Origin of the sequence: Emticicia sp. C21 (assembly GCF_003418935.1) — a bacterium.
Lineage (GTDB): Bacteria > Bacteroidota > Bacteroidia > Cytophagales > Spirosomataceae > Emticicia.
The window spans coordinates 132498-145718 of the sequence record NZ_QVMT01000003.1; the positions used below are offsets into that span (position 1 = coordinate 132498).

The 13221-nt window shown below is 38.7% G+C and carries 10 protein-coding genes; 7 read left to right on the plus strand and 3 right to left on the minus strand.

All coding sequences use genetic code 11. The annotated features are described in order from the left end of the window. Window positions 1-92 precede the first annotated feature (92 nt). The 3 genes from hisB (at window position 93) to D0T08_RS08270 (ending at window position 3405) form a co-directional block, all read left to right on the plus strand. Window positions 93-1208, plus strand: a complete 1116-nt coding sequence (gene hisB, locus D0T08_RS08260) for a bifunctional histidinol-phosphatase/imidazoleglycerol-phosphate dehydratase HisB (RefSeq protein ID WP_116982148.1) — start codon at window positions 93-95, stop codon at window positions 1206-1208. A gap of 307 nt (window positions 1209-1515) precedes the next feature. Continuing rightward, complete coding sequence (gene iolG / locus D0T08_RS08265; protein WP_229238924.1) at window positions 1516-2538, plus strand: inositol 2-dehydrogenase; 1023 nt, start codon at window positions 1516-1518, stop codon at window positions 2536-2538. A 45-nt stretch (window positions 2539-2583) separates the two neighbouring features. Then, complete coding sequence (locus tag D0T08_RS08270) at window positions 2584-3405, plus strand: polysaccharide deacetylase family protein (protein WP_116982149.1); 822 nt, start codon at window positions 2584-2586, stop codon at window positions 3403-3405. 11 nt (window positions 3406-3416) lie between these two features. On the opposite strand, the gene D0T08_RS08275 is transcribed toward D0T08_RS08270, so the two are convergent. The 3 genes from D0T08_RS08275 to ruvC form a co-directional block, all read right to left on the minus strand. Then, a complete protein-coding gene (locus D0T08_RS08275) occupies window positions 3417-4142 on the minus strand; it encodes an FAD-binding oxidoreductase (protein ID WP_116982150.1) in 726 nt (241 codons plus the stop codon). Between the two features lie 74 nt (window positions 4143-4216). After that, window positions 4217-5074 (minus strand): helix-turn-helix transcriptional regulator, encoded by an 858-nt coding sequence (locus D0T08_RS08280; protein WP_116982151.1) that lies wholly within the window; start codon window positions 5072-5074, stop codon window positions 4217-4219. A gap of 72 nt (window positions 5075-5146) precedes the next feature. After that, a complete protein-coding gene (gene ruvC, locus D0T08_RS08285; RefSeq protein WP_116982152.1) occupies window positions 5147-5707 on the minus strand; it encodes a crossover junction endodeoxyribonuclease RuvC in 561 nt (186 codons plus the stop codon). 2 nt (window positions 5708-5709) lie between these two features. Here ruvC and D0T08_RS08290 point away from each other — a divergent pair, with 2 nt between their 5' ends. From D0T08_RS08290 to D0T08_RS08305, 4 genes are all read left to right on the plus strand, one after another. Further along, window positions 5710-6696, plus strand: a complete 987-nt coding sequence (locus D0T08_RS08290) for a lysylphosphatidylglycerol synthase domain-containing protein (RefSeq protein ID WP_116982153.1) — start codon at window positions 5710-5712, stop codon at window positions 6694-6696. Between the two features lie 24 nt (window positions 6697-6720). After that, entirely contained in the window at window positions 6721-7869 is a 1149-nt protein-coding gene (locus D0T08_RS08295; RefSeq protein WP_229238925.1) for a glycosyltransferase, read from the plus strand. Window positions 7870-7916: 47 nt separating this feature from the next. Continuing rightward, window positions 7917-9143: a dipeptidase gene (locus tag D0T08_RS08300; protein ID WP_116982155.1), complete on the plus strand. Its 1227-nt coding sequence runs from the start codon at window positions 7917-7919 to the stop codon at window positions 9141-9143. A 797-nt stretch (window positions 9144-9940) separates the two neighbouring features. Beyond that, complete coding sequence (locus tag D0T08_RS08305; protein WP_116982156.1) at window positions 9941-13198, plus strand: TonB-dependent receptor; 3258 nt, start codon at window positions 9941-9943, stop codon at window positions 13196-13198. Window positions 13199-13221: the final 23 nt, after the last annotated feature.

Genomic DNA, 13221 nt, shown 5'->3' on the forward strand with positions numbered 1-13221 from the left:
TTAGACAAATTCCATTAGTAAATTCTGGAAAATCAAGTCTTTTCAAAATTTACTCCCTAAATTTGTTGTAAAAAAACACTATTCAAAAAGCAATGCAGAAAATTCTTTTTATCGACCGCGACGGTACTATTATTGATGAGCCAAAGACAGATTTTCAGATAGATTCTCTCGAAAAGTTATTTTTTCTTCCTAAAACCCTTTCAAATCTTCGTAAAATAGCTGAAGAAACTGATTATAAACTGGTAATGGTCACCAACCAGGATGGTTTGGGTACAGATGCTTTTCCGGAGGATACTTTCTGGCCTGCACATAATAAAATGATGCAAGGGTTAGAGAACGAAAATATTCACTTTGCTGCCGTTCATATAGACCGTAGCTTTCCGCATGAGAATCTGCCCACCCGTAAGCCGGGCACAGGATTGCTTACTGAATACCTGAATGGAAACTATGATTTAGCTAATTCATATGTGATTGGCGATAGAGTAACTGATGTGCAGTTAGCGGTAAACCTGGGGGCTAAAGCCATTTTTATAGGTGAAAATCCGGAATTGAATTCAGAGCAGGAACACGTGACCAAATTAGTAACAACTGAGTGGGATAGCATTTATGAGTTTCTGAAATTGCCTCCACGTATTGCTACGATAGAACGTAATACCAAAGAAACCCAGATTAAGATTGAACTAAACCTTGATGGCAAAGGGAAATCTGATATTCATACAGGACTAGGTTTCTATGACCATATGCTCGACCAGGTTGCCAAACACTCAGGCGCAGATTTGACTATTCATGTGAATGGCGATTTACATATTGACGAACACCATACAATAGAAGATACAGCCTTAGCTTTAGGAGAAGCTTATCTGAAAGCTTTGGGAGATAAAAAAGGTATTTCGCGCTATGGATATTTATTACCAATGGATGATGCTTTAGCACAAGTTGCTATTGATTTCTCCGGCCGCCCATGGATAGTGTGGGACGCAGAGTTTAAGCGCGAAAAAGTGGGAGAGATGCCAACCGAGATGTTCTACCACTTCTTTAAATCATTCTCTGATACTTCAAAATGTAATCTGAATATCAAATGTGAGGGGCAGAACGAACACCATAAAATTGAGGCTATTTTCAAGGCATTTGCTAAATCTATCAAAATGGCAGTAAAACGCGATTTGAAAGAGATGGATAGTTTGCCTAGTACTAAAGGGGTATTATAATACGATTTGAAGAACCGTGTATTATAGAATTAAATACACTCGTTGGGTGGAATAGATTTGAAGGCTTTAATATATCGTCCCTACGGGACTTTGGCTCTAAAAAGGAGTATTTTTACTACCAATATAACATCCCTACGGGGATGCCCAGCCGGGATATTTTTTAAGTCCCGGAGGGACGATATATTGGTAGTAAAAATAATCTTTCCGAATACCAGTATCCCGTAGGGATAATATATTAATTTCACCCAACGGGTTAAAAACGTATAAAAACGCCGATTTAGCCTTCTCCCATAACCACTTATTAGCAATGAATAAAAGTCGCAATCAAATTAATATAGCGGTTATTGGACTAGGCCGCATGGGTAAGATACATCTTAGGAATCTCTTACAAGCTATCCCTCAGGCAAATGTAGTTCTGGTAGCTGACCCGGTGTATCCAGAGGATGACTTTAAAAAAGAATATCCGGGCATACGATTTATAAAAAATACCGAAGAAGCCATAGCATTGCCAGAGGTAGATGCAGTAGTCATTACCACACCTACCAGCACTCATGCAGCACTGGTTGACCAGTGCATTAGCAATAGCAAACATGTATTCTGCGAAAAACCTTTGGATTTGTCTCTGGAAATAACAAAGACCTTGCTTGAAAAAGCAAAAGAATCGGGCATCTCATTAATGATTGGCTTTAACCGTCGCTTTGATCCTGATTTTATGCAGGCCAGAAAATCAATAAGCGAGGGTAAAATTGGCAATCCACAAATAGTAAAGATTACCAACCGCGATCCGGCGCTGCCAAACATTGAATTTGTAAAAACATCAGGGGGTATGTTCATGGATTTTACGATTCATGATTTTGACATGGCTAGATACCTGATGGGCAAGGAGGTGGTAGAGGTCTATGCTAAAGGATTAGTGTTTTTTGATGAGGCTATTGCGGAAGTTGGAGATATTGACACAGCTCTGACAACCTTGACTTTTGAAGATGGAACGTATGCTGTGCTAGATAATAGTCGCAAGGCTGTATTCGGTTACGACCAACGTCTGGAAGTATTTGGTGATAAGGGCATGATACAGGTAGATAATAATCTTTATAATAGGAATATTCTTTATAACGAACACGGTATTCATCAGGCGCTTCCGTTGAATACCTTTACCGAAAGATATATCCATTCGTATGGCAAAGAGATGGAATCATTCATTGATGCCTTATTAAACAATAAGCCAGTGCCTGTCAAAAATGAGGATATTATTATGGCAACTTTATTGGCCTATGCGGCAAAGAAATCTTTGGATGAGGTGCGTCCTGTGAAAATATCTGAGATATTGTAATTATCTATAATGTATCCAACTGACAACTATAACTGAATTGCACAAATGAAATCGACCTTTGCTTTATACCTGAAAATTTCTCTGCTTTTATTCGCGAGCTTAACCAGCTTGGCACAAACTCAGCCATTCAAATGGCCAAAAGGCGCTCGCACGGCTATTAGTCTTACTTTTGATGATGCCCGCGGTAGCAATGCTACAAAAGGTGCGCCTTTGCTGGATGAATATGAGGTAAAAGGGACTTTCTATGTGGTTCCGTCGGCTGTGAAAGGTCAACTGGAGGGATGGAAAAAAGTAGTTGCTAAAGGGCATGAAATAGGCAATCACTCCTTAAATCATTCGTGTAGTGGCAATTTTGTGTGGTCGAGAAATAGCGCATTGGAGAATTATACGATAGAGAAAATGCGTGCAGAATTACTGGAAGCCAATAAACAGATTGAAGCGTTGCTGGGTGTAAAAGCTGAATCATATGCCTATCCATGCGGACAAACTTTTGTCGGGCGAGGTAAAAATACCCAAAGCTTTGTACCTGTCATTGCAGACCTCTTTGCCTCAGGCAGAACCTGGCTCGATGAAGCACCTGTAGACCCGGGCTATTGTGATATGGCACAACTCACAGGTATAGAAATGGATGGAAAAGATTTTGAGCAGATTCTCCCGATTATAGAAGAAGCCAGAAAAAACGGACAATGGTTGGTACTAGCGGGCCATGAAACTAATGACTCAGGCTACCAGACAACCAGATTAGCTACGCTTCGTAAACTCTGCGCCTATGCTAAAGACCCTGCCAATGGGATATGGATTGCACCTGTTAGTGAAGTGGCGAAGTATGTAAAGGCTGAACGGAAAAGGTTGGGTTTGGTGGAGTAGGCATTATCCCTCTACAACCCAATTTTCCCCTCTACCCAATAGGGCTGTGTAATGATATTTCTGCCGCTTACGCCTTTTTCTTTCAGGGCTTTTCTGAAATTCTGTATTGATTTGCCGTTTCCTATCAGATAAAATACTCCGGTGCGCCATAGCTCCCATACTTGCTCCGGCAGGTTTTTTAAAAGTACAATGGCATTTTGGGCTTTATCGGTGGATGCCGCAACAATATCAAGTACGAAGTTGGTTTTGATTTCATAGTTCATCGTATTCGTGTCTAATTCAAGAATACCGATATAATTCTGGCTATTCTCTTCAATAGTAGTTTTGAGGCTCTCAAAAAAACCTATAGTGGTCTCATCACCAAAAAAGAAATGGTATTCATGTTCTTTCTTGTAAAAATCGTACCCACGTGGAAGACCAACGCTCACCACATCATTTAGTTTCAAGCTATTGATATAATGACTGCCCGGCCCATTTCCATGCAAATGAAAAATCACTTCAAAAACCCCTGCTTCACTATTCCAATAGGAAGGAGTATAATTGCGGAAATTGGTATCATCTACTCTGATAAAAATAGCCCAACCGACTTTAAATCTGACATTACTTATGTCGCCTTTGAAAGTGATTTTTTTGATAAAGGGGTTCAGATACACAATATCAGTTACTAATACTTTCCTGCTTTTTCCGCTAAAGACACTCTCCATAGCATCTGCAACCCACTTTGGAACTGTTGGCATAAGAAATTTTTTTTCTTGCAAAATACCGTAATAAAAGTGAAGAGATGGTTTTATGAAAAAAGGGAATGATTGGACTATTCGCGGAATTTGTTCCGGAATGAAAGAGGAGTTTCGTTGGTGAGTTTTTTAAATAAACGCGAAAAATAGGTGTGGTCTTCAAATCCTAAATCAAAAGAGATTTTCTTGACATCTGTATTGGTATAATACAGGCTTCTCTTAGCTTCCAGCAGCATAGCCTGCTGAAGAAACTGGGTGACTGACAGGCCGATAGTAGCTTTCACACAATCATTCAGATGGGAGGTAGTGATATGCAATTTGTCGGCATAGAAAGAAGCGATATGCAGAAAAGAATGCTCAGAAACCAGTTCTTTAAACTGCTGTGTAATACTGAAAGCCTGATTCCTTTTGCGGCCTTGCTTTTGTTGAGAAGCTAAAAACAGCGCAGCAATATGAATAATTAAAGCATTTAACAAATGGTTGGTTATCTGAGCTTTAAAAGGATTACCAGCATTAAATGCCTGATGCAAGACCTCCGCCATTTGAAGAATACTCTTCATCTCCATGTTTGAAAGTCTCATACTTTGCTCTGACACCGCAGTATTCTCAAAGATATTCCGACAAAACTCGGGAACAAGGAAAGGGGCAATGCTGATAAAATAAGCCTCAGCATCTTTACTGATGATTTCTATTGAATGCACCTGATAGGGTTTTATCAGCATAATACTTTTTGGCCGAACTGAGATAGACTCCATATCACAGGTGATAGCCCCGGTTCCTTTGATACCAATAGCCAGACTATAATATTCGTCTCTATGTTCATTTAGCTTGTTGATGGTCTGTTCATCTTTCTGATAAATCATATGCAATACATCAACCCCACCAATAGCCGTTATCTGTTGTTGATGAATCGGTATTTTGGTGAGAGATGGCATGCTACAATTAGAAGAAGTTTTTAAAACTATCGAACTATTTCAAAAATTGACATAAACTGTTGATAAACCACCCTACTTCAACCTATCAGGATTCTCACTCACAAATGCCGACCAACCTTTTTTCTTGGAGGCATTGCCTGTTAGGGCCTTGGTTTTGCCGTGCATATAATGGCATACTGCTACACCCACAGCATCAGTAGCATCATAAAACTGGGTATCCAGTTTCATTTTCAAGGTATGTTCAAGCATATAGGCTACCTGCTCTTTGCTGGCATTCCCGTTTCCTGTTACCGATTGCTTGACTGTTTTGGGCATATATTCTACAATAGGTACGTCACGGTTGAGAGCCGCGGCAATGGCTACCCCCTGTGCACGACCCAGTTTCAGCATTGATTGTGCATTTACGCCATAAAACGGGGCTTCAATCGCCATTTCATCGGGAAGATACTCTTCAATAATCTGAGTCATTCTTTCATAAATCTTCTTTAGTTTCAGCTCATGTGTACTATATTTGTCGAGTCTTAAAACACCATATTGAATCAGGGAAAGGGTATTGCCATCAACAGAAATAATCCCATAACCCATGATTCTCGTACCGGGGTCGACACCCAAAATTATTTTCTCTTTATTCATACATGCAAATTAACTCAAAAATCTTAGAGCAAGGTCTGTGGATATTAAAAAATATCCTCTTTGCCGGAGTATTATATGCTGTGTATATTTTGCTGAAAGAAAAAGGAGAAAGTATAGAAGAAGTGTTTATGTATTTCAGACAAATACCCTTTACTATTACTATATGGATAGTATTAATTCTGATTCCAATCAACTGGGCTTTTGAAGCCTGGAAATGGCAACGACTGGCAGCAAAGATCGAAAAAATCAGTTTCTGGGAGGCTTATCAGGGAGTGCTGGCAGGATTGGCTCTAGCCAATTTTACCCCCTTGATGATTGGCGATTATGCCGGAAAAATACTGATGCTTAGGACCCGGAAGCGTTCCGCAAGTATTGGGGCTATTTTGTTAGGTAATGGCATGCAACTCTACGTATCTCTATTGTTTGGCGCTATCAGTTATGGTTATTTTCTTTATATAGCCAAACCAGAGCCTTTTATATTACATATTAGTATAGTAGAATTCCTCATCGTGCTTTTGCTGATTGGCCTCTGGGTGGCCTTTAATCTTCAAAAACTCAACTTTACCAGAGATGCCCGATTTTTTCAATATATCAGGCAATACCTGATTGTATTAAAGGAGTATACATTGTCTGAAATCAGCCATATATTTCTGATAGCTACCGGAAGATATATCGTTTTCAGTATCCAGTTTTTACTCATATTACAATTGTTTCAGGTCAACCTACCTATTACGGTATTGCTTGCAGGTATCGGCATTGTTTTCTTAACTAAATCACTGGGGGCTGCTTTTAACTTTCTGGGTGATTTAAGTATGCGCGCCATTACTGCCATCTACTACTTTGGGTATTTTGGTGTGAAACTTTCTTTGATTACCACAGCCACTTTTACAATCTGGCTCATGAATGTTTTAGTGCCTGTTATTATCGGTAGTCTATTTCTTTTAACTTTGAGGTTTTCAACCAGGAATCTAAAGACTTCTACTGAATAGGTCTTTATTAACGCTAGAATCATATTGCTTGTAACTATCCTCATATCTATTGCTTTAGTCTATTTCTTCATGAACGCAGGCTTGGTGATTGTCTGGCTCAGTAATAGACCCTATCAGAAACAAACTAAGCAAAACTCTCTACTTTACATATCGGTAATTATCCCCGTTCGGAATGAAGCAGGTAATATCATCAATCTATTAAAGGACTTAGAAAACCAGAGCTATCCGAAAGACCGGTTTGAGGTAATTGTGGCCAATGATGATTCAACAGATAATACTTTGATACTTCTGGAGAGTTTTCAGAAAACAACTTCCTTACGATTGATTATTAATTCACTGTCCACTGAAGGAAATAATGCTTCACCTAAGAAACGGGCTATTAATTCTTCTATTCAACTAGCACACGGAGATTTGATTGTGACTACCGACGGTGATTGCAAAGTAGGGGAGCGTTGGCTCGAAACCATTGCTCATTTTCAGGCTGAGAAAAAGGCTTATCTTATAAGTGCACCCGTTACTTTTATAAATGCTGACGGCTTTCTGAAAAGCCTTTGGCAGAAAATTCAAACCATAGAATTTAGCAGTCTGATAGGTTCCGGAGCATGTGCTATGCTTATCAGAAAACCTAATATGTGCAACGGAGCCAATCTGGCCTATCTGAAATCTGTATTTCATGAAGTAGGTGGGTTTGCAGGCAATGACAATCTGGCATCTGGCGATGATGAATTTCTGATGCACAAGATTGCCGACCGTTTCCCTGAGCATATTCACTTTTTGAAAAGTCAGGATGTGATTGTAGAAACACAATCGCATGAATCGCTGAAATCATTTTATTACCAACGCAAAAGATGGGCGAGTAAATGGAAACATTATAATAATCCCATTACTACGGCTTTAGCAGTCTTTATTTTCCTTGCTAATTTTTCGTTAATTGTGGTGGCAACCCTCTACTTATTTCAGCAAATAGATGTAGTAAATCTGTTGATAATATTTTCACTGAAATTTTCAGCAGAGCTTCTTTTTTTAATCCTTGTTCTTAGCTTTTTGCGTAAAAAAAGTTTAATTTGGCTCATTCCTTTTGTACAACTCATTTACCCTTTCTATGTAAGCTTTTTCGGTTTAGTAGCACAAGGAAAAAACGAATACATCTGGAAAGGACGAAAACTCCGGTAAAAGCATTTAAGCGAGATTGATCAACTGACGTCACCAAACTAAACTGAATGAAACTATTACTCCTGCTCCTCTTTTTACCTGCCCTGATTTTTGCGCAAAGCAAAGAAGAACAACGTCTTCTGAAAAAAGCGGATAAAATCCATGCACGTGCCTACACGGTAGATACCCATGCCGATGTGCCTATCAATATGATGGAAATCCCAGGCTTTGATATTGGTGCCAAACATAATTATGCCGAAGACGGCACGCAGATAGATTTCCCACGGATGAAAGAGGGGGGCATGGATGCCATGTTTTTTGCAGTGTACCTGGCACAAGGCAAACGAACTCCTGAAGGAGAAGCAGAGGCGAAAGCGAATGCATTGAAAATTTTTCAGTCTATACATGATGCCGTGAAGAAATACCCTGATATGGCCGAACTGGTTACTACGCCAAAAGAGGGATTTGCCACCCATAAAAAAGGAAAATTAGGGGTATTTATAGGCATGGAAAATGGGTGGCCTGTCGGGCACGATTTAGCAAATTTGAAATTATACTATGATTTAGGTCTACGCTATATTACGCTCTCTCATTCCTTTAATAATGATTTAAGCGATTCCTCCGGCGACCCTGAGGGAGGTGAGCATGGCGGGATCAGCAAATTAGGTGAGGCATGTATAGCAGAGATGAACAAATTAGGCATTATTGTTGACGTATCGCATATATCAGATTCGGCTTTTTATGACGTGATGCGTTTGAGCAAAGCTCCTGTGCTTGCTTCACATTCCTCTTGTAGAGCGTTGAGCGATGTAAAAAGAAATATGACTGACGACATGATTAAACTCATGGCTTCAAAAGGAGGAGTTATTCAAATCAATTTCGTGTCTGATTTCCTGAGGAAGCCCTCAGAAGAAGTAATGATATCTATCAGGACCTTGCGTATGCAGGCCATGAAAGCTGATGCTACGCCAGAAGACAAACAGCGAATCAATGCCGAATTACGTCAGTTAAAATACAAATACCCTGGTGAAGCCCCGAGTGTGAAAACAGTGGTAGACCATATAGACCACGTAGTGCAGATAGCAGGGATAGACCATGTAGGTATTGGCATGGATATGGATGGAGGCAGTGATGTAGTAGGCTGCGAAGATGTAAGCAAAATCAAGAATGTAACCATTGAATTATTACGCCGGGGTTATTCAGAAAAAGACATACGTAAAATCTGGGGAGAAAATACAATGCGCGTATTGGCGGCTGCCGAAAAAGTGGCTGCAGATTTGAAAAAATCCCATTGATAAAAAAAATATGTTTTTTCTTAGAATTGCAAAAGCGGTTTAGTATAGTACAATTTTAACTTTGAGCAATACAATCTTATATTCTTAAATTAAAATGAAACCAATAGTTGACTTTTATTCAATAAAACCTTTATATTTGTCAAATTATAACATTTTCAATAATGCTTATAATAAAATGAACTTCCAATAAGTTAATATATAAAAATACTAAGAAAAATTTGGAAGCATTATTCAAAGTGTTTAATATTGTATCTAATTGATACAATATTAGCTATTGACTAACTGAATGATTATTATCCTTACGTGATTATAATGGCAAAACCTCAAGTACTGACCTGATTTTCGGCTTTCATAGCTCAACGTACTTCATCAAACAATTAATTCACAATTTAGAAAATTCCCACAGCAGAAATATAAACGTAGAAATTTTTTGCCCTTACCGGGATAGCATATTTTAAAGAAAAAATTGCAGGATAGAGATGATTCACAACCTAATTTTTTTAAAAAACATCTTGATTCCGAACTTTCTATATTCCACAGCTTCATAATTAATAGTAGGTTTTTCACGAAATAAGTTTTTTTTGATTTTGCAGAATTTTATTTGGCATAAATAAGATGTAAGTTTATTGTGCATATTTAAATTTATAAAAAAAACGTGAAAAATTTGGAAAATTTGGAGTGTGTTTCTATAATTGTACCGAATACACTTATTAAGATAAATCAAAAAAATCTTGATATAGTATAAAATCTTTAATTACAATTTATTTTTTACTTTTTTTTTTAACTAAAACAAAACTATGAAACAAAACTACTTTGTGCCCATACGGGGTGCTCTGATTTGTGGACTACTTTGGATGATGTCTATTGTAGCGTTTGCACAAAAATCTGTTAGTGGTAAAGTAAGTGATTCAAAAGGAGAGGGCGTTCCGGGTGCCAGTGTTTCCGTAAAAGGAACTACTACAGGTACAATTTCAGATGCAGAAGGTAACTTCAAAATTAACGCTCCGAATGCAGGCGGTACATTAGTAATCAGCTCAATTGGTTACAAAACAGTAGAAATTGCCATAGGTAATCAAAGTACTATTAATGTGACACTAGAAGACGATGCTGCAAGCCTTGATGAGGTTGTTGTAACTGGTTATTCAGTTGATAAAAGACGTGAGTCAACCGGTGCTATCTCAACTGTGAAAACGAAAGACCTTACAACAGTTCCTTCAGCTAGTGTTGAGCAACAATTACAAGGTAGAGTAGCAGGTTTGACAGTTGTAACAACGAGCCAGCCAGGTTCTGGTAGCCAGATTCGTGTACGTGGTTTTGGTGCATTCGGTGGTAACGAACCCTTAACAATCGTTGATGGGTTGCCTAGTGATGCAGGTTTCTTAAACCCGGAAGATATTGAGTCTACTACAGTATTGAAAGATGCTTCTGCTGCTTCAATCTATGGAGCAAGAGCTGCCAATGGTGTAATTATCTATACTACGAAGAAAGGCAAGAAAAATGCTAAAAAATTGAACGTTACTTATGATGGTGTGTTTGGTTTTACAGATCCGGGTAAAGGTCAGCAAATGATGAATCCACAAGATCAGGCAGATTGGACATGGACTGCACTTAAAAACTCTGGTGCTCCATTATCTCACCCACAATATGGTACGGGCGCAACTCCTATCATTCCTGACTATCTTAAAGTAGGAAATAGAAGTGGAGTTGTTGGTACTATTGATCTGGAAGCAGAGAGATTAAAATATAACATTACTGGCCCAACAATCGGCGATTACTATCAGGTAATTAAAGCTAATAAAGAAGGTACTGACTGGTATAAAGCATTGACTCAAACCGGTACAATTCAAAGACATTCATTAGGTTTTGAAGGTGGTGGTGATGCTTCGCGTTTCTATGTAGGATTATCATTGCAAGACCAACAAGGTATTTTGCCTAGCCAGAGAGCAAAGCGTATTGCTATGCGTGTAAATTCTGAGTTTGATCTTTTCAAAAACGTAAGAATTGGTGAAAATATCCAGTTGACTTACCTTCAGATCTTAGGTCGTCAGGGTGGTAATAATGGTCTTCAGTCATCACAAGATGAAAACGACATTCTTGGTGCATTCAGATCTCCAACTATTCTTCCTGTATATGACGAATTTGGCGGATATGCCGGTACAACTGCGCTTGGTTTTGGTCAGGGTTCAAACCCTGTTGCTAACCAGATGGCAGGAAAACTAAACAGAAACTTTAATGCTATAGCCTCAGGTAACTTCTATATTGAAGTTGATCCGATCAAAGATCTGACATTACGTTCTTCAATTGGTGGACTTTATAACAACTTTTATGGCTGGGGATATGGTCGCCCAATTTATGAAACTCTTGAAAATAAAGGTGTAGTATGGTCTTATAACGAAAATGGTGGTTTCAGATTAGGCTGGACTTTTACGAATACAATCAATTATAAGAAGAAATTTGGTATTCATAATATAGATTTATTAGCTGGCCAAGAGGCTCTTAATACCGGACATGGTAAAAACCTTTCGGCTGACGGTCGTGCACCATTCTCTGGTGACCCTAACTATATTACTATATCTACGTTGGATATTAGAAACCCTGCAAATAGTACTAAAGAAAACGGTGTTAATTTCAACTCATATTTTGGTAGAGCTATCTATAGCTTCAAAGATAAATATATCATAACAGGGGTTATCAGACGCGACGGTTCATCTCGATTTGGTTCAAACAACAGATACGGTGTATTCCCTGCGGTTTCTGCTGCATGGAGACTTTCAGATGAATCATTTATGAAAGGTCTTGCCTGGGTAACTGATTTAAAAATCAGAGGGGGTTATGGTACAATGGGTAACTCAAATAACGTTTCACCTGCCAACCAGTTTAACCTTTATGAGCAAAACGTTGGTACTTCAGGTTATGATATCAATGGTACAAACGCCGGAATCGTAGGTGGATTCAGACAATCAAGAATTGGTAACCCAAATGCGAAATGGGAAACCAGTATTACCAAAAACATTGGTTTTGACGGATCATTCCTGAAAGGTAAATTAGATGTTATCTTAGATTTGTGGCAAAAAGATACCAAAGACTTATTGTATCAATTACCAATTACACAGACAGTGGGTGGGGCTACTGCTCCGTCAGTGAACGTAGGTACAATGGTAAACAAAGGTATTGACATTCAGGTAATTACAAGAGGTAAATTCGGTAGCGAAGTAGGATACGAATTTGATGTGACAGGTAGTTTCCTTCATAACGAAATCACTGAAATCGGTGGTGGTCTTACATACTTACAAGATGTGAATCCTGGTTTCAGAGGTGTAAACCCTATTCGTAACCAATTGGGTCGTTCATTGTCTTCTTTCTTTGGATACCAGGTAGTTGGTTTATTCCAGACACAAGAGGAAGTTGACCAGGCTTTGAAAACTACATCTACGCCTGGTGCTGCCATTCCAACGCAAACTGGTGCAGGTCTTGGTCGTTTCCGCTATGCTGACTTAAATGGTGATGGTAATATTACTGCAGATGACCGTACTTATTTAGGTAGCCCGGTTCCTAAATTTACAGGTGGTTTGAACTTCAGACTTACTTACAAGAATTTTGAACTACTATCTTATTTCTATACTTCAATTGGTAACAAAATCTTTAATATCTCTAAAAGATTTACAGATTTTTATCCATTATTTGCAGGTGCTGCTATCTCTGAGCGTGTTAAAAATTCTTGGTCTCCATCAAACAGAGATACTGATATTCCACGTTTCGAACAAAATGATGGTTTCAGTACTGGTTCGCAATCAAGCAGCTTCTATGTTGAAGATGGATCATACCTAAGATTCCAAAACTTGTCACTTGCTTACAATTTGCCAACAACACTTGCCAACAAAATGAAGTTAAGCAGAGTTCGTGTTAACGCCGCTGTTAATAACCTATTCACAGTGACTAAATATGGTGGCTTGGACCCTCAGGTAGCAGGTGCTGCTGATACCAACTTTGGTGTAGACTTGGGTAACTTCCCAATGACTCGTCAGGTAACTTTTGGTTTAAGTGTTGGATTCTAATCTGAGTTAAATTAAAATAAGAC

Coding starts and splice junctions, on each gene's coding strand:
- hisB (WP_116982148.1), top strand. CDS start 93: ATGCAGAAAATTCTTTTTATCGACCGCGACGGTACTATTATTGATGAG.
- ruvC (WP_116982152.1), bottom strand. CDS start 5,707: ATGAATAAAGAGAAAATAATTTTGGGTGTCGACCCCGGTACGAGAATC.
- D0T08_RS08280 (WP_116982151.1), bottom strand. CDS start 5,074: ATGCCATCTCTCACCAAAATACCGATTCATCAACAACAGATAACGGCT.
- D0T08_RS08270 (WP_116982149.1), top strand. CDS start 2,584: ATGAAATCGACCTTTGCTTTATACCTGAAAATTTCTCTGCTTTTATTC.
- iolG (WP_229238924.1), top strand. CDS start 1,516: ATGAATAAAAGTCGCAATCAAATTAATATAGCGGTTATTGGACTAGGC.
- D0T08_RS08305 (WP_116982156.1), top strand. CDS start 9,941: ATGAAACAAAACTACTTTGTGCCCATACGGGGTGCTCTGATTTGTGGA.
- D0T08_RS08300 (WP_116982155.1), top strand. CDS start 7,917: ATGAAACTATTACTCCTGCTCCTCTTTTTACCTGCCCTGATTTTTGCG.
- D0T08_RS08275 (WP_116982150.1), bottom strand. CDS start 4,142: ATGCCAACAGTTCCAAAGTGGGTTGCAGATGCTATGGAGAGTGTCTTT.
- D0T08_RS08290 (WP_116982153.1), top strand. CDS start 5,710: ATGCAAATTAACTCAAAAATCTTAGAGCAAGGTCTGTGGATATTAAAA.